This is a genomic window from Telmatospirillum siberiense, assembly GCF_002845745.1.
Classification (GTDB): domain Bacteria; phylum Pseudomonadota; class Alphaproteobacteria; order Rhodospirillales; family Magnetospirillaceae; genus Telmatospirillum; species Telmatospirillum siberiense.
This window is the reverse complement of record NZ_PIUM01000003.1, coordinates 23,992-42,291: the sequence shown is the minus strand read 5'-3', so window position 1 is coordinate 42,291 and position 18,300 is coordinate 23,992. Positions and strand designations below refer to the sequence as shown.

Here is an 18,300-nt window from a genome sequence, read left to right as displayed (position 1 = left end):
TAATGGGAGGAAGGCATGAGATTATCTATGGTGCTTATCGCCGGTGCAATTGCGGCGATGAGCGTTGCGGGCTCGGCACAAGCGGGCGACAAACTGCTCGTCGGTTTTTCCCAGATCGGTTCGGAATCGGGCTGGCGTGCCGCGGAAACCAAGATATCGAAGATCGAGGCCGACAAACGCGGCATAGATCTGCGGATTTCCGATGCGCAGCAGAAAGAGGAAAATCAGATCAAGGCCGTTCGCTCGTTCATCGCGCAAGGGGTGGATGCCATTCTGATTGCTCCGGTCGTGGCCACGGGTTGGGAAACGGTCCTCAAAGAAGCGAAAGATGCCAAGATTCCGGTGATGCTCCTGGATCGCGGCATCGATGTGAAGGACGACTCCCTTTATCTGACCGTCGTGCGGTCCGACGCGGTTTACGAAGGGCAGGCGGCCGGTGATTGGCTGGCCAAGGCCACCAATGGCAAGTGTAACGTCGTTGAACTGCAAGGGACCGTCGGTGCCTCGGTGGCTATTGACCGGAAAAAGGGATTCGACAAGGTCGTCGGCGAACATCCCCAGATGAAGATCGTCCGGACCCAGTCGGGAGACTTTACCCGGGCCAAGGGCAAGGAAGTGATGGAAAGCTTCATCAAGGCCGAGGGCGGCAACAAGAACATCTGCGCCATGTATGCCCATAACGACGACATGGCGATCGGCGGTATCCAGGCCATCAAGGAGGCCGGCCTGAAGCCGGGAAAGGACATCCTGGTGGTGTCGATCGATGGCGTTCCGGACATCTTCAAGGCGATGGGCGAGGGGGAAGCCAACGCCACCGTCGAATTGACCCCGAACATGGCTGGGCCGGCCTTCGATGCCCTGATCGCCTTCAAGACGAAAGGTGTCGTTCCTCCGAAATGGATCAAGACGGTCACCAAGCTTTACGAGCCGGACAGTGCCCGCGCCGAATATGAGCGGCGCAAGGACCTCTATTAAATATAGATTGAAACCCTGCCGATGAATATCGTCATCGGCAGGGTTGTTAACGCAATTTAAAATTGACAGTGAGGTTTTTCATACGTAACGTTATCTGAGAAAACGTTTACTCATTTTATAAGTTTTCATCCATCACATGATAATGTGTTGGTAGTGTCTATTTTTATCTTTAAATAATCGATATTTATATTTGAAGTTATTTGTTTTTGCGTTTGCTGGTTCGTGTTGGAGAAGGCGATGTCCAGGAAAAAGATGACGATGGGTGTAATCGTCGGTAGCCGCGGGTTCTTTCCTGACCATTTGGCTCGGTCGGGACGCGAGGAAATGATCAAGGTGTTGGAGGGGGCGGGCTTCGACGTCGTGGTCCTCAGTCCCGAACAGACCAAGCATGGCGCCGTGCAAACTTACGAGGACGCCAAGCGTTGCGCGGAATTGTTCCGGGCCAACAGCGCGCGGATCGACGGGGTGATCGTCACGCTGCCGAATTTCGGCGAGGAACGTCCCATCGCCGATACTCTTCGTTGGGCCAAGCTCGACGTTCCGGTGCTGGTTCAGGCCACGCCAGACAGTCCCTCTCAGATGGGGCAGCACACCCGCCGCGACAGTTTCTGCGGCAAGATGTCGGCCTGCAACAACCTGCGGCAGTACGGCATCTCCTATTCCTTGACGACTCAGCACACGGTTGCCCCCGATACGGCCGAGTTCAAGAAGGATCTCGACTGGTTCGGCTCCGTCTGCAGGGTGGTCAATGGATTGCGCAATCTGCGGATCGGCGCCATCGGTGCGCGGCCCGCCGCCTTCAATACGGTGCGCTACAGCGAAAAGATGCTGGAGGCCTCCGGTATTTCCGTCGAAACGCTGGATCTTTCCGAAATCCTGGGGCGCGTCACCCGCATGAAGGATCAGGATGAGGCCGCTCAAGCGAAATTGCAGGCCATTGAGAATTATGTGCCGACGAAGGGGGTGCCGAAGGAGGCCCTGCTGAAGATGGCCAAGCTGGGGGCGGTGGTCGATCAATGGATGGCGGAAGTCGACGTCCAGGTCAGCGCCGTCCAATGCTGGACGTCGATCGAGGAATACTTCGGCGTCGTTCCCTGTACGATCATGAGCATGATGAGCAACGAATTGATGTCGAGCGCCTGCGAGGTCGACATCTGTGGTTTGATCGGCATGCACGCGCTCAGTCTGGCGTCGCAGACGCCGAGTGCTCTTCTCGACTGGAACAACAATTACGGCTACGACCCGAACAAGGCCGTCTGTTTCCACTGCAGCAACCTGCCGAAGCATTTCCTGCCGGATGCCACGATGGACTATCAGGCGATCATCGCCGACACGGTGGGACGGGACAACACTTATGGAACCTGTTCCGGACGCGTGCGGTCGGGTGCGATGTCCTTCGTCCGTTTCAGTACGGACGACCTGTCGGGGCGAATCCGCGGCTATATCGGAGAGGGGCGGTTTACCGACGATCCGCTTGAAACCTTCGGGGGGGCCGGTGTCGTCGAGATCGACAACCTGCAGGTGCTGTTGCGCATGATTTGCGAGAAGGGATTCGAGCATCATGTCGCCGCCAATTTTTCCACTGTCGCGGATGCCGTCTACGAGGCCACCACCCGCTATCTCGGGTGGGACATCTATCGGCATGCCTGAGTCGTTCGGAGAAAACCCATGGCGATCGTTGCCGGTGTCGACTTCGGCACATTGAGCGTTCGCGTTTCCCTCGTGGACAGCGAGCGGGGGCTGCTCGATTCGGCGGTCGAGGAATATCCCTTGCACCGCACGCTCGACGATTTGGATCACGCCACCCAGTCGCACGAGGATCAGATGCGGTCACTGGCCGCGGCCACGCGCTCGGTGTTGCGGCGGACCGGCGTTTCGGGCGAGGAGGTGTTGTCCATCGCTCTTGATACCACCGGTTCCTCGGTCATTCCGGTGGACGCACAGATGCGCCCCCTCAACGAATATTATCTCTGGTGCGACCACCGCGCGAAAGCCGAGGCGGCGGAAATCACCGAGGCCGCTCACCGCGAGGGGCTGGAGGCGATCAAGTGGTGCGGCGATGCCTATTCCGCCGAATGGGGGTTCTCGAAACTTCTCCATTGGTTGCGACACAATCCCGGGAAGCGGGAGTTGCTGGGATCGGCGTTCGAGAATTGCGACATGGTGGCCGCCACCCTGTGCGGCATTACCGATCCGCGGAAGGTGAGGCGCAGCGTTTGTGCCATGGGGCACAAATGGCTGTGGAACGCCTCGTTGGGCGGTCTGCCCCCCGAGGACTTCCTGGTCAAGGTCGATCCGTTGCTGGCGGGGGTTCGCGGAAAGCTCCAAGGCGACTATGTGACTTCGGACCATTTGGCGGGGCATTTGTCGGCCCAGTGGGCGGAGCGGCTGGGGGTGAGAGAGGGGATTCCGATTCCGGTCGGTGCTTTCGACGCCCATTGGGACGCCATCGGTGTCGGTGCCAGAACCGGCGATATGGTCAACGTCATCGGAACCTCGACCTGCATCATCGGTATCACGGCGTCTCCCAATCTGGTTCCCGGCGTTTGCGGGGTCGTGCCGGGCAGCGTCCATCCGTCGCATATCGGCATCGAAGCCGGGCTTTCGGCGGTCGGCGATATTTTCAGCGCTATCGCGCGTCGGGCCGGAACCGATGTCAAGACGCTCTGCCAGGGGCTGGACTCATACCGGGCCGGCCAGAGCGGTTTGCTGCACTTGACCTGGGACAACGGCGACCGCACGGTCCTGGTCAATCCCAACCTGCGCGGTGTCACCCTGGGATGGCACCTGCTGAGCTCTCCGCAAGACAATCTGATGGCCGCCATTGAAGGCACGGCCTTCCATACCCGCATCATACTCGATCGGATGAGCGAGCACGGTGTCTCCATTGAACGCATCATCAATGCCGGGGGGATTCCGCAAAAAAACGATCGGCTCAACCAAGTCTACGCGGATGTCCTGGGGCGTCCGGTCCTGGTGCCCAGCTCGAATGTGGTGGGCGTGGGGTCGGCTATTTTCGCCTTCATGGCGGCGAAGGTGTTTCCGACGCTGGAGGAAGCGCAGGCGCGAATCTCGCCGCCGTGTCGGACATTCTTTCCTCGCCCCTCCGAGCAAAGCGTTTATGACGAACTCTATGGCCTTTTCCGCCGGCTTTACTTCATGCTGGGAGATCCTGGCCAAGATTCTCTTGGTGATATCCTGCCGACGCTCATCAGGTTGAAAGAGATGGTAGGCGAGACGTCCATGGAAGGGGCCCTGACATGATGGTGCATGGTCCTATCTTTGTGAAAAACAAAGGAAAAATTTCTTATGCCGGCACAGCAGGTATATCGGTCCTGTAAATATTTTTGCATATTGCGTCATTTTCTCTCTTTAAGGTAGCGTGTTAATTATTTTACAACTTCAAGTTTTTGCGTCGAACAGGGAAATGAATGGTCGCCGGTGGGTGGTTGAGTAATTAAATAATGGAAGTCTGAAATAATTCAGACTCGATATTGCAAGGAGGAACAAATGATCAAGAAATGTATCTTGAGTATCGCTTTGTCATCCGCCATTGCGTTGTGCGGAGTTTTGAGTCCCGGTTGGGCGGCCGACAAGGTCAGGATCGGCTTCCTGGTGAAGCAGCCGGAGGAACCCTGGTTCCAGACCGAGTGGCGGTTTGCCGACAAGGCTGCGAAAGATCATGGTTTCGAGCTTTTGAAGATCGCCACTCCGGATGGCGAGCGGACCCTCGCCGCTCTCGACAGTCTGGCTGCCAATGGGGCCCAGGGATTCGTGATCTGCACGCCCGATCCGCGGCTCGGCCCGTCCATCGTCGCCAAAGCCAAGGCACTTAATCTGAAAGTCGTGACTGTCGATGACCGCTTCGTCGGTTCCGACGGAAAATTCATGGAGGACGTGCCCTATCTCGGGATGGATGCCCATGCCGTCGGTCAGCAGCAGGGCTCCCTGTTGATTGCCGAGGCCAAGAAGCGCGGCTGGAACCTGGCCGAGACCGGCGCCATCGTCAATACCTTCGAGGAACTCGATACCGCCCATCAACGGACGTCCGGTTCCGTCGAATCCCTGCTCGCCGCCGGGTTTGCCAAAGAAAACATTTTCTCCGCCGCCAATCGCACGACTGACATTCCAGGCAGTTTCGACGCCTCGAACATCATCCTGACGCAGCATCCGGAAAAGAAGCATTGGCTGGTCATCGGCATGAACGACAACGCTGTCCTGGGTGGGATTCGCGCCACGGAAGGGGCGGGGTTCAAGGCTCCCGACGTCATCGGCATCGGCATCAACGGCACGGACGTGGTCGCCGAACTGGAAAAAAAGGAGGTCACGGGACTCTATGGCTCGTTGCTGCTCAGTCCGAACGTGCACGGATATAAGACCGCGATGATGGTCTACGACTGGGTTTCCAAGGGATCTGAGCCGGCCAAGTTCACGCCCATCAGCGACGCCACGCTGATCACCCGTGAGAACTTCAAGCAGAAGCTGACGGAAATGGGCCTGATGTAGAAGGCGCCCCCAGGGCGCGGGAGAGGTGTCTATTGCCTCTTCCGCGCCTCCTTCCTCGAAGGTCCGTTTGTGTCCAAGGAGAACCGGGATGTCTGTCGGAGAATCGATCGGGTCATCGTCCCCTTATCTGGAGTTCGTCCGAATCTCCAAGTCGTTTCCCGGCGTGCTTGCGCTGGACGATGTGTCGTTCGGCGTAAATAGCGGATCGGTTCGCGCGCTGGTCGGCGAGAATGGCGCCGGAAAATCGACGCTGTTGAAGATCTTGAGCGGGGTCTATCGCCCTTCGTCGGGCGTCTTGCGCATCGACGGAAGCGAACGGGCGTTTCAAGGCACCAGCGAGAGCCTGGCGGCCGGGGTTTCGGTCATCTATCAGGAACTGGTCACCGTTCCCAAGCTGAGCGTCGCCGAAAACCTGTTCCTCGGCCATCTGCCGAAAAAGCGTGGCCTTGTCGATTATCCGTGTCTTTACGAACTCGCCCGCGCTGCATTGGTCTCATTGGCTGACGATATCGATCCGCGCACTCCGTTGGGCCTGTTGTCGATCGGGCAGCAGCAGATGATGGAGATCGCCAAGGCGCTGACCCGGGGCGCCCGGATCCTGGCCTTCGATGAGCCGACCAGCAGTCTGTCGGCGCGCGAGATCGAACGTCTGTTCTCCGTCATCGAGCGGTTGCGGAGCGAGGGGCGGACCATCCTTTATGTGTCCCACCGCATGGAAGAGATCTTTCAGATCTGCGACTCGGTCACGGTGTTCAAGGATGGCCGCCATATCGAGACTTTCCATTCGACGAAGGGCCTGACCCAGGACATCCTGATCAATCGCATGGTCGGGCGGGATATCAAGAACGTCTACAATTATTCGGAACGTCCCTATGGCGATGTCTCCATCGAGGCGCGGGATATCACCGGCCCAGGTCTCAAGGAGCCCATCTCCATTCGGGTGAGGAGTGGAGAGATTCTGGGTCTGTTCGGCCTTGTCGGCGCCGGACGGACCGAGTTGCTGAAACTGATATACGGCGCGACGCGGCGGACCGGCGGGGAAATCCTTCTCAAAGGGCATCCGGCCAAGGTCGAGACGCCCCGGGACGCGATCGACCAGGGCATCGTCTTTTGCTCGGAGAATCGCAAGGCGGAAGGGATCATTCCCCTGGGCAGCGTCCAGGAGAACATCAACATTTCCGCCCGACGGCATCACGGCTACCGGATGGGATTCATCAACGAGACCTGGGAGAGGCGCAATGCCAAGGAACAGGTTCGGAGCCTTGACGTGCGCACGCCCTCGCTGGAACAGAGGATCTGCAATCTGTCGGGTGGCAATCAGCAGAAGGTGATCCTGGCCCGCTGGCTGTCCGACCAGATGAGCGTGGTTCTGTTCGATGAGCCGACTCGCGGCATCGATGTCGGGGCCCGCAGCGAAATCTACGCCCTGATCCGCCGTCTTGCCGAACGTGGTGTGGCGATCTTGATGGTCTCCAGCGATTTGCCTGAAGTCCTAGGCGTTTCCGACCGCATCGCGGTCATGCGCGACGGGGCCCTGTCGGGCATTGTCGAACGCACGGATACGTCTGAACAAAAGATACTCAGCATGGCCCTGCCGGTCTGAACTGAGTGACGACAGGAGGTGCATCCATGAATACATCGGAGAAAACTATGGCAGTCGGCGGAACCTCTTCTTTCCGGAAGGTGGACACGTCGGTCCTCCTGGATCGGGCGGGGATGCTTCTCGTGTTTCTGGGGTTGTTCGTCACCTGTTCCATCTTCGTCGACAACTTCTTGTCATGGCGGAACATGGCTGGTCTCAGCCTCGCCATATCGATGGCCGGAATGGTCTCTTGCTCGATGTTGCTGTGCATTGCATCCGGCAATTTCGACCTGTCGGTCGGTTCGGTCATTGCCGCATCGGGGTGTGTGGCAGCGGTGGTCATCAACCTGACGGGCAGCGTGGTCGTCGGTATCCTTGCCGGCCTGGGCCTGGGCGTGGTGGTCGGACTGATCAATGGCTTCGTCTTCGCCAAGCTGGGGATCAATGCCTTCATCACCACCCTGGCGACCATGCAGATGGCCCGTGGCTTCGGCTATATCGTCGCCGGAGGCAAGGCTGTCGGCATCTCGAATTCCGACTTCTTCGTGATCGGAACCACCTATTTTCTCGGCTTGCCGACACCCGTCTGGCTCACTCTCGTGACCTTCGCCATTTTCGGAGGTCTGATCAATTACACCGAGTTCGGCCGTAACATTCTGGCCATCGGCGGCAATGAGGAGGCGGCGCGTCTGGCCGGCGTCCCCGTGGTCCGCACGAAGATCTTGATCTTCGTCATTCACGGGTTGATGAGCGCCGTTGCCGGCGTCGTTCTGGCATCGCGCATGACCAGCGGCCAGCCGATGACGGCAATCGGTTTCGAAATGACCGCCATTTCCGCCTGCGTGTTGGGCGGTGTGTCATTGGCCGGCGGGATCGGCAAAATCAGCTATGTCATCGCCGGCGTTCTCATCTTGGGAACGGTCGAAAATTCCATGAACCTGTTGAATATAAACCCGTTTTATCAGTATCTGGTAAGGGGGGGGATTCTGTTGGCGGCGGTAATATTCGATAGATATAAGACTAGATCTATCGGCTAGATTTCCATTTTTGAGTCTTCTAGAAAGAAGGTATGTGCCAATATGACTTGAGTCTCGTTACAAATTCTTTTGTTTTTGTTTTGGTAAACGTATTCTTTATTGACGAATCGATGGTTATACCATCGATGACGGGGAGGGTTTGTCAATTTTCTTGTCCGGTATTCGGAATGCGTTCTGGCAAAGAGCATGAGGCCTGGGAGCGGCTTCGGGCTCATCGCTTTCCACGGAGCGGGCAGAGAGGAAGGCATTCCCGGCTCCGTGATTACCTCGGTGTGGGTCCAAAAAGTGGGAGGAATCAAGATGGAAAAGAATCGTTTCAGTGGTGTGGTACTGCGTCCTCTTTGCGCTTCCGCGGCTCTCGCGGTCGTCCTCGGCTTGCCGCAGGTGGCAAAGGCGGACGTCACCCTGTCCCAGGGCGACGGCGCGGTTCCCAGCGTAATCGCCTATCTTCGTCTCGACGCCGGCTTACGCTTCAGTACTGACGCCGATCTGTATCAGTATAATGGAGGGACAAAGGGGCGGACCGGGACCGTCGTCCAAGCGGGCGGCAACGACTGGGGAACCAGTATGGTCGGCGTGCATGGCGCTTCGGAACTGACGCCGGATTTATCGGCGATCTACCGGGTCGAGTCCGGTTTCAATGCCACCAACGGCACGTTCAACGGCAACGGAAACGGCGCCACCAACTCGCTCTTCAATCGCCGCGCTTATGGTGGGCTGAGCAATAAACAGGTCGGCACCCTCACTTTCGGCAAGGACATGTCGCTCACCGACCACATTTGGGACTTCGACCCGATGCTCAAGGAGAACATGTCGACGGCCACCCTGGTCAATGGTCGCAACTGGAATAGCGTCAACGACATGGTCGGATATAGCAGCCCGAAATGGGGTGGATTTCAAATCAACGGCCAGATGTCGTTTGGCAATGGCGATGGCTCTCCCGCCTATAAAACCACCAAAGTGTCGAACAGTTATGCCGTCGAGCTCCGTTATACGGTTGGTCGCCTGGATCTCCAGGCCATGTTTGACGAGGTGCAGGATTCGAACGGAAGATTGGACAGCCTTTATGCGGCCTCGGACGAAGCCACGCTGGCCGCAACCCTGGATCTCAAACCGGTCAAGCTCTTCGTCGGCTATGAGCGTCTCAGCGCGCCGGATGCCTCTCTGGGCAAAACTCAGGACAACTCAGCCTTCAATAACGGGAAAGGGTCCACCCAATATGCGGGCTACAACGTGGTGAACGGGTCCAACACCACGGGGGTCTACGCCACCGGTTCCAATATGGGCTGGGTCGGTGCGCAGTACCAGGCGACGAAGGATCTGGTGGTTCGTGGTGCCTGGTTCTACACCAATGTCAACAACCATGGCGGGCATGCCAACCTGTTCACCGCTGGAATGGAATACTATCTGTCGAAAAACGCGTTTCTCTATTTCACGGTGGGTGAGGTGATGAATTCGGGCAAGGCAGACTTCGCGGCTGATATCGGCGCGCCGCCGCCGCAGGCTGGAAAATCGCAGTTCGCCGGCTTCAACGGTATCAGCATCCAGTTCTGACTGCGGTTCTTCTGCTAGGATTTCTTTCGGCCTTTCGTTTTCCGGACATGGCCCGGGAACGAAAGGCCGGAGAGCCTGGCGCGGTTGCCAAATGACGGCCGGGGAAATGGCCTGTCTACCCAAGCGGGAGGAAATTCGTGAATAGGTTGTTTACTCATTTTACGGGGACGCGGCGGGGCAGTCGTTTCGGAGCGGTCTGCCTTGGCGTCTTGGCGCTCGGTGCCTGCAACGCGACACCAGCACCGGTGCATTATGATGCCGAAGCAGTCCCCAATCGGTCCGTTCAACCCGGCTTCGCGAACCTTGGACATGAACCGGTCGACGGTCCCGGTGTCGCCGCGGTCGTCTGGCATGACGGCAATCAGTTCGTACGCATCGATAGCCTGGATCCTCAAGCCGCGGCCAATCCTTCCCCGTCGCTCGTCTTATCGACCAACGAGGTCCGCCGGGCTTTGGAAGCGGTGCTTCTGGTCAAGAGCGGGGGCGATACGACCCCGGCGCTGGATGACCGTGAGGTCAGTACTTTGGTTGGGCCGGTGACCACGGCGCTGGCCGGATTGAAGCCTGGCCAGGATGTGTCTTTTTTGGTGCATCACTCAGGCGGTTTATCCGCGTTGGGTCGGAAGTTCTTCACGGCCGGCCGCATTTTTCCGGATAACGGTTCGCTCGATATTATTTTCGGCAAGGTTCGCGAGCCTGAAGTCGGGGAAACGATTGTCGGCGGCGAGTCGCCGACCCGCAAGACCGGTTCGCGCGGCGAGCGAACGCAAGCCGATTACGCCGTGCTCGTCAAGGGGCCGGTTTCCCTGGCGGATCCGGCGCGCCCCGATTGGGCCAAGATCGCCCCCGCCGCTTGGGGCGTCTCCATCGCGTCGCCGTCCTCCCAGCCCGCCGCCGCGGCCGCGACTCCGGCGGGATCCGCGGTTGCCGTTCCGCTGCCCACCACCGCAGTGCCGCGCGGTCGGAGCGATCCGGACGATATCGCCAAGCGTCTGGAGGTGCTGAACGGGATGCGGCAAAAGCATCTGATCACAGAGGAAGAATATGCTCGTTACAAAGTCGAGCTTCTGAGCCGGTTTTAGCAATGGTTCCCCTCAAGTCCTGATCCTCCGTCGGACTTGACCTGCCTCCTCTCCGAGCCCGCGCGTCGGGGAGGAGGCCCTTTTCCTCGATTTATGCGCCATCGCGGAAATTCACATAGGGAGATTGTGATGAGAATGCTGACCGTGGGCGGCGCCATGATCGATACGATCGCCATCATCGACAGCGATCGTATCGAGCGGATGACCATGTTCAATGCCGAGAGTTCCTTCCTCCTTTTGGAGGAAGGGGGAAAAACCGAGGCGAAGGAGGTCTCCACACATTGTGGTGGTGGCGCCGTCAATGCCGCGGTCGCCATGTCCCGCTTAGGCGTGGACACGGCGGCGCTGGTCAAGCTGGGACGGGACGCGCGGGCCGAGACCTTGCTGGCCCGCTTGATGGAGGAAGGCGTTTCCTGCCGTTGGGCCTTGCGTGACGGCCGCGCTCCGACCGGATGTTCTGTGCTGATTTCTTCCCACGACCGCAATGCCGCGATCTTTACCTTCCGTGGCGCCAATACGCTTCTGGAATCAGCCGACCTTCACGACGATGCATTCGCCGTCGATGCCGTCTATGTCTCCAACCTCACCAACGAATCCGCCGAATGCTTTCCCGAGATCGTCCGCAAGGCGCGCGCATATGGCGCGATCATCGCCGTCAATCCCGGCCTTCGCCAGTTGTCGGCCTATGGTTCGGCTTTTCTGGGCTGCCTGGAAAACATCGACATTCTGTCGATCAACCGGCGGGAGGCCGGAGCCCTGGTTCCTCTTCTGGGGCGCACGGCGGAGGAAAAGGGGGCCGTGCTCGCCCTGGCGGAGGGAGGGGAACCGCCTTTGTCGGCGGTCAAGGGGCTGAGCGGCGGGGGCTTCGAGATGAGCCTGCCCGGATTCTGCCGGGCGGTCACCGCCCTGGGGCCGAAATATGTGGTTCTGACCGATGGCGCGCGCGGCGCCTTTGTCGCGACCAGGGAGGCGCTTTCGTTCTGCCCCGCCGCCCAATGCGACGTCGTTGGCACTGCGGGGGCCGGTGACGCCTTCGCCGCCACCTTCGCGGCTTTTATCGCCCTCGGACGAAGAGAGGAGGACGCCTTGCGGGCGGCGACGTGGAACGCCGCTTCCGTGGTCGGGAATGTGGATACCCAAACCGGATTGTTGCCTCTGGAGGCCATCGAGCGGGCGCTTGCCGGCGAGGCACGCTTGCCCGCGGTCCGGCGTTGGCCCTTATGCGCTACCCGGCAGACAATTTGTCAGGAAGGATGACGGACTATGGCCTTGATCTCGTTACGCCAACCGCTCGACCATGTCGCTGAATGCTGAGTAAACGTTTTCTTGAGGCGGGCCGGCAAGGGAAGGGACATGCTGATGCTTGAAGAACTGAAACAGAAGGTGCTGGCGGCGAATTTGGCTTTGCCGACCCATGGCCTGGTGACTTTCACCTGGGGCAATGTTTCCGGTATCGATCGCCAAAATTCCCTGGTGGTGATCAAGCCGTCGGGTGTCGACTATGCCGCGATGCGGGCTGCCGACATGGTCGTCGTCGATCTGAACGATGGCAGCGTCGTTGAGGGGGCGTTGAAGCCATCCTCCGACACTCCCACGCATCTCGTCCTTTATCGGGCCTTTCCAGACGCCGGCGGGATCGTGCATACCCACTCCCGTCATGCGACCATCTGGGCGCAGGCCGGGAGGGACATCCCGGCGACGGGAACGACGCATGCCGACTATTTTTACGGCGACATTCCCTGCACCAGGATGATGACCGACGCGGAGATTGCCGGAGACTACGAGGTCGAGACGGGACATGTCATCGTTGAAACCTTCCGCACCCGTCAAATCACGCCCGGGCAGGTTCCGGCCATTCTCGTTCATTCGCACGGCCCCTTCGCCTTCGGTTCGGATCCCGGGGACGCGGTGCACAACGCCGTCGTGTTGGAAAACGTCGCCTACATGGGGCTTTTCGCAGAATGCCTGGCGCCGCGGCTGCCTGGCATGCAGCGATCCCTGCTCGATCGCCACTATCTGCGCAAGCACGGGAAAGGCGCATATTATGGACAATGACTCCCGTCGTGATTGCCTGGAGATGACTTAAATCATGGAAGACGCCCTTACCCAGATCAGACGGCATACCGTCATCGTCGCCGACAGCGGCGATATCGAGACCATCCGGGCATTCGCTCCGGAAGATTGCACGACCAATCCCACGTTGATTCTGCGCGCGGCGCGGATGCCGGCTTATGCCTCCCTCGTCGAGGAGGCGGTCGCCTGGAGCCGGAGCGAGAGCGGCAGGCGCGGAGCGCTGGACGAGGACTGGGTCGAACTGGCGCTCGATCGGTTGGCCGTCAATTTCGGTACCGAACTCTCGAAAATCGTGCCGGGATACATTTCGACGGAGGTCAACGCCCGCTTTTCCTTCGATACCGAGGCGACCATCGTCCGGGCCGAACGATTGATCTCCCTTTACAAACAGCGCGGCGTCGATCCGCAGCGCATTTTGATCAAGATAGCCGCCACCTGGGAAGGTATCCAGGCCGCGAAGATTCTGGAGATGCAGGGAATTCGCTGCAATCTGACGCTTGTTTTCAGCCTGGTCCAGGCGGCGGCCTGTGCCGACGCCCGGGTTTTCCTGATCTCGCCGTTCGTCGGCCGCATCCTGGACTGGTTCGTCAAGACGACGGGGCAGACCTATACGGCCGAAACCGATCCGGGCGTCCTCTCCGTCAGGGAGATTTTCGATTATTACCGGCGCTTCGATTATCCGACCATCGTCATGGGGGCATCGTTTCGCAATGTCGCCGAGGTGGAGGCATTGTGCGGTTGCGACCGTTTGACCGTCAGTCCGGCGCTTCTCGGGGAGTTGAGTGAACGTAGGCAAGCCGTTCCGCGCCTGCTCGATCCGGCAATCAGCCGGGACAAAAGCATCGAGCGTCTTTCGGTCGACGAGACGGAATTCCGCTGGCGTCTCAATCAGAACCCGATGGCGACGGAGAAGCTGGCCGAAGGCATTCGCCTTTTTCATCGGGACACCGATGAGTTGCGCGATTTCATCCGTGGCATCGCCCGGGAGCCGGCGCGGCATGCCGGATGACGGCAGTGTGAACGAAAACGGCGACCTCTCCCGGGGACGCTGTCATTGCGAGGTTGGAAATGCTGGAAGAGTCCGCCAAATCAACGATGGATCACCGGATGCTGGCGAATGCGCTGCGGTTTTTGGCGATCGACGCCGTGGAAAAGGCGAAATCAGGTCATCCCGGCATGCCCATGGGGATGGCCGACGTGGCGACGGTCCTGTTCGGAAGATTTCTGAAGTTCGATCCGAAACATCCGACCTGGGCCGACCGTGACCGCTTCGTGCTGTCCGGAGGGCATGGCTCGATGCTGCTTTACAGCCTGCTGCATCTGACCGGCTATGAAAAGATGCCACTGGAAGCGCTGCGCAGTTTCCGGCAACTGGGGTCGGCGGCGGCGGGGCATCCAGAGGCGGACATCGAGACGGGGATCGAGACGACCACCGGACCGCTGGGGCAGGGCGTGGCCAATGCCGTCGGCATGGCCCTGGCCGAGCGTCTGCTCAACGCCCGTTTCGGAGACGGTCTCGTCGATCATCGGACATGGGTGTTCTGCGGGGATGGCGACATGATGGAGGGGATCAGCCACGAGGCATTGTCCCTGGCCGGCCATCTGCGCCTGTCCCGGCTGACCGTGCTCTATGATGACAATCACATATCGATCGATGGATCGACCGAGCTTTCCTTCTCCGAAGATGTGCTGGCGCGGGTGGCCGCCTACGGCTGGGCCGTCACCCGGGTCGACGGTCATGATCCGGCGGCGGTGGCGAAAGCCCAGGAGGACGCGTTGTCCTCGGACCGGCCGAGCCTGATCGCCTGTCGCACCGTGATCGGCTATGGTGCCCCCAACAAAGCCGGCAGTTCGGCGGCCCACGGCGCCCCTCTCGGGGAGGGCGAAGTGGCGTTGACCCGCGAGGCTCTTGGTTGGCCGTATCCTCCCTTCGTCGTTCCCGACGACATCCGTGGCGCCTGGATCAAGATCGGACAACGGAGTGTGGCGGCCCGGCAGGCTTGGGTGGAGCGTTATCGGTCCAGTCCGCTGCGCGAGCTGTTCGATCGGGCGATCGGGGGTGATCTGCCGGGGCTTGGCCGGATCATCGAGGAGCTCAAGCGGGAAGCCGCCTCGGAACTGCCGAAACTGGCGACCCGGTCGGCATCGGGCCGCGTCCTGGCGGCGATCGGCCCGGTTTTCCGCGAATTGCTGGGCGGATCGGCGGATCTCACCCCATCCAACAACACCCTGTTTCCCGATGCCGAGCCCGTCGGGCCGGGAAATTTTACCGGGCGCTACATTCATTACGGTGTTCGCGAGCATGGCATGAACGCCATCATGAACGGCATCGCCCGCCATGGCGGGCTGATCCCCTATGCCGGCACATTTTTCTGCTTCTCCGATTACGGCCGTCCGGCGATCAGGCTGTCGGCCCTGATGGGGGAGCGGGTCATCTATGTCATGACCCACGATTCCATCGGGCTGGGCGAGGACGGGCCGACGCATCAGCCGGTCGAGCATTTGGCAGGGCTGCGCTGCCTGCCGAACCTGCAGGTGTTGCGGCCGGCCGACCTGGCCGAAACCGCCGAATGCTGGCAGATCGCGCTGGAATCGAGGCGAACCCCCTCGGTCCTGGCTTTGAGCCGTCAATCCCTGCCGACAGTGCGGACCGTGGCCCTCGCCGACAATCTTTGTTCCCGGGGGGCATATCTGCTCGCCGAAGCGGAAACGTCGCCGCATCGTGTGACCCTGCTGGCATCCGGTTCCGAGGTGTCCCTCGCCGCCGAGGCCCGGATCGTCCTGGAGGCCCGAGGCATCGGCACATCGCTGGTTTCCATGCCCTGCATGTCCCTGTTCGACCAGCAGCCCGAACAGTATCGCCGCGCCGTGCTGGGCTCGGGAACTCTGCGCGTGGCCATCGAGGCGGCCGTTCGCTTCGGCTGGGACCGTTATCTGGGTGACGACGGGATCTTCATCGGCATGACCGGCTTCGGCCTTTCGGGGCGGGGGCCGGATCTTTACAAGCATTTCAACATCACCAGCGCGGCCGTCGTCGAGGCGGTCGTCTCCAGGCTGACATAGCCTTAGGACGGACCGGACATGCCCACCGGCACCACAGATCTGATCGAGGAGTTCCAACGCCGCTGGGAAGGGACGCCCCGCCTTTATCGGGCACCCGGCAGGGTCAATCTGATCGGCGAGCATACCGATTACAACGACGGCTTCGTCATGCCCGCCGCCTTGGAGTTCGCGACGACGACGGCGATCCTGCCGCGCGACGATCGTAAGGTGCGGGTCCATTCCCTGGCTCTGTCCGAGACCGCCGAGTTCGACCTCGATCAGGCCGATCCGAAGCCGCGCCGCGATTGGACCGATTATGTGCGGGGTGTCGCCCTGATGCTCGAACGGGCCGGTCATCGCCTCCGCGGCGCCGATCTCATGCTGCACAGTTCCGTGCCGTTGGGCGCGGGGATGAGTTCATCCGCCGCGCTCGAAGTCTCCGTCGGATATGCCCTGCTTGCCGAATCGGGGCTGCCGATCGATCTCATCGACCTGGCGCGGCGATGCCAGGAGGCTGAAAACGGATTCGTCGGCATGCGCTGCGGCGTCATGGATCAGTTCATTTCCTGCCATGGCGTGGCCGGCCACGCCGTCCTGCTCGATTGCCGCAGCCTCGATTTCCGGCCGGTGCCGGTCGATCCTCGCGCCCGGTTGGTCATCTGCAACACCATGGTGCATCACCAGTTGGCGGGCAGCGAATATAACCTGCGCCGCCAGGATTGCGAGAGAGGCGTGGAGCTGCTGTCCCCGGCCCTGGGGCCGATCAGGGCGTTGCGCGACGTCAGCCTTGCTCAGTTGGAGCGTCACGCCGATCGGCTGCCGGAAGTGACCTACCGCCGCTGCCGCCATATCGTCACCGAGAATGCCCGCGTCCTGGAGGCCGCGACCGCCCTGGAGAACGGCGATCTTCACCGGTTCGGCCGCCTGATGATCGAATCGCACGAAAGCATGCGCGACGACTATCAGATCAGTTGCCGTGAACTCGACGTGATGGTGGCTCTCAGCCTGCCGCTTCCCGGTGTCTACGGGGCCCGCATGACGGGAGGGGGCTTCGGCGGCTGCAGCGTCAGTCTGGTCGATGCCGATGCCGTCGGGCATTTCATGAAAAGCATTGCCGAGGCCTACAGGGAGGCGACGGGAATCGTTCCGGCGATCTTCACCTGTGTGCCGGGGTCGCACGTCGACGCCGTCAAGCCGTAGGAGATGGTGATGACGTTGTTGCTCGAACAGACATCTCACCGCCGATACAACCCGCTGATCCGCGAATGGGTGCTGGTTTCGCCTCATCGCATGCAGCGTCCGTGGCAGGGACAAATGGAAAAGCCTGCCGAGGCGCAGGTCTCGGCCTATGAGCCCGAATGCTATCTTTGTCCCGGCAATCGTCGGGCCAACGGCGAGATCAATCCCACCTATGCGGGTACGTTCGTTTTCGACAACGATTTCGCGGCGTTGCGCTCCGACGCCGTCACCACCGAGCGGGATATCGAGGGGCTATTGCGGGCCCGGGGAGAGCCGGGCATCTGCCGGGTGATTTGTTTCTCTCCACGGCACGACCTGACCATCGCACGGATGTCCATGTCCGAGATCGGCCGGGTGATCGGCGTCTGGGGCGAGCAGTCCGACGAACTGGGGCGTCTCGAGGCCATCAACTCGGTGCAGATCTTCGAAAATCGCGGCGCCATGATGGGGGCGAGCAATCCGCATCCCCATTGCCAGATCTGGGCCGGCAACAGCATCCCCAACGAGACGGCCAAGGAGGGTGCCGCCCAGGCCGACTATCAGGCCGATCACGGGGGCTGCCTGCTGTGCCGTTATCTGGCGTTGGAAGAAAAGCTGAATGAACGGATCGTCTATCGCAACGAGCATTTCACCGTGCTGGTGCCCTATTGGGCGGTCTGGCCGTTTGAAACGCTGGTCCTGCCCCGCCGCCACGTGGGAGCCCTAAACGAACTCGGCGGCGACGAAACCATGGGGCTTGCCGATGCCATGAGCCGCCTCGCGGTGCGTTACGACAATCTTTTCGAGACGCCGCTACCCTATTCGATGGGGTTCCACCAGAAGCCGACCGATGGCCAGCCTCATCACGCCTGGCATCTCCACGCCCATTATTATCCCCCGTTGCTGCGTTCGGCGACGGTTCGGAAATTCATGGTCGGTTTCGAGATGCTGGGCTCGCCCCAGCGCGACATCACTCCGGAAAGCGCCGCGCAGAGGCTGCGCGAGATGTCTTCGGTGCATTATCTGGATCGTTAGATTCGATCCATTGATGGTCTCGATCCTCTCTGGACGCCCGCCCGCCGATTCCTCATGAGTGAATCATCGTGCGAATCTCTTTGAATCATCTGGAATCATTTTTCCGATGAGAAGAATCAAAATCGCGAAGAGAAGAATTTTCGTCCCTTGATGGATGGGGGTATGATTGCGGCGTTTTTTTCATATCATGGATTTG

At 60.2% G+C, this 18,300-nt stretch carries 14 protein-coding genes; all 14 read left to right on the top strand.

The window, feature by feature from the left end; translation table 11 throughout:
• Window positions 1-15 precede the first annotated feature (15 nt).
• The 14 genes from ytfQ (at window position 16) to CWS72_RS03845 (ending at window position 18,104) form a co-directional block, all read left to right on the top strand.
• Window positions 16-975, top strand: a complete 960-nt coding sequence (ytfQ, locus tag CWS72_RS03910) for a galactofuranose ABC transporter, galactofuranose-binding protein YtfQ (RefSeq protein WP_101249268.1) — start codon at window positions 16-18, stop codon at window positions 973-975.
• Between the two features lie 252 nt (window positions 976-1,227).
• Window positions 1,228-2,625, top strand: coding sequence for an L-fucose/L-arabinose isomerase family protein (locus tag CWS72_RS03905; RefSeq protein ID WP_101249470.1), 1,398 nt, complete (start codon window positions 1,228-1,230; stop codon window positions 2,623-2,625).
• Window positions 2,626-2,643: 18 nt separating this feature from the next.
• A complete protein-coding gene (locus tag CWS72_RS03900) occupies window positions 2,644-4,239 on the top strand; it encodes a ribulokinase (protein ID WP_101249267.1) in 1,596 nt (531 codons plus the stop codon).
• Window positions 4,240-4,485: 246 nt separating this feature from the next.
• Complete coding sequence (locus CWS72_RS03895; RefSeq protein WP_101249266.1) at window positions 4,486-5,481, top strand: arabinose ABC transporter substrate-binding protein; 996 nt, start codon at window positions 4,486-4,488, stop codon at window positions 5,479-5,481.
• A gap of 88 nt (window positions 5,482-5,569) precedes the next feature.
• The gene (gene araG / locus CWS72_RS03890) at window positions 5,570-7,084 is read left to right on the top strand and encodes an L-arabinose ABC transporter ATP-binding protein AraG (RefSeq protein WP_241911565.1); all 1,515 of its coding nucleotides are present in this window, start codon (window positions 5,570-5,572) and stop codon (window positions 7,082-7,084) included.
• Between the two features lie 26 nt (window positions 7,085-7,110).
• Window positions 7,111-8,100, top strand: coding sequence for an L-arabinose ABC transporter permease AraH (gene araH, locus CWS72_RS03885; protein ID WP_338056145.1), 990 nt, complete (start codon window positions 7,111-7,113; stop codon window positions 8,098-8,100).
• Window positions 8,101-8,400: 300 nt separating this feature from the next.
• Complete coding sequence (locus CWS72_RS03880; protein WP_158240498.1) at window positions 8,401-9,654, top strand: porin; 1,254 nt, start codon at window positions 8,401-8,403, stop codon at window positions 9,652-9,654.
• 137 nt (window positions 9,655-9,791) lie between these two features.
• Entirely contained in the window at window positions 9,792-10,736 is a 945-nt protein-coding gene (locus CWS72_RS03875) for a hypothetical protein (protein WP_146002611.1), read from the top strand.
• Window positions 10,737-10,865: 129 nt separating this feature from the next.
• A complete protein-coding gene (locus CWS72_RS03870; RefSeq protein WP_101249262.1) occupies window positions 10,866-11,993 on the top strand; it encodes a carbohydrate kinase family protein in 1,128 nt (375 codons plus the stop codon).
• Between the two features lie 96 nt (window positions 11,994-12,089).
• Entirely contained in the window at window positions 12,090-12,791 is a 702-nt protein-coding gene (araD, locus tag CWS72_RS03865; RefSeq protein ID WP_274540579.1) for an L-ribulose-5-phosphate 4-epimerase, read from the top strand.
• A gap of 31 nt (window positions 12,792-12,822) precedes the next feature.
• Window positions 12,823-13,818, top strand: coding sequence for a transaldolase (gene tal / locus CWS72_RS03860; protein ID WP_420824048.1), 996 nt, complete (start codon window positions 12,823-12,825; stop codon window positions 13,816-13,818).
• A 59-nt stretch (window positions 13,819-13,877) separates the two neighbouring features.
• Window positions 13,878-15,872: a transketolase gene (gene tkt / locus CWS72_RS03855; protein WP_101249260.1), complete on the top strand. Its 1,995-nt coding sequence runs from the start codon at window positions 13,878-13,880 to the stop codon at window positions 15,870-15,872.
• Between the two features lie 18 nt (window positions 15,873-15,890).
• Window positions 15,891-17,051, top strand: a complete 1,161-nt coding sequence (galK, locus tag CWS72_RS03850; protein ID WP_101249259.1) for a galactokinase — start codon at window positions 15,891-15,893, stop codon at window positions 17,049-17,051.
• A gap of 9 nt (window positions 17,052-17,060) precedes the next feature.
• On the top strand, window positions 17,061-18,104 hold the full coding sequence (locus tag CWS72_RS03845; protein WP_101249467.1) for a UDP-glucose--hexose-1-phosphate uridylyltransferase: 1,044 nt from the start codon (window positions 17,061-17,063) through the stop codon (window positions 18,102-18,104).
• Window positions 18,105-18,300: the final 196 nt, after the last annotated feature.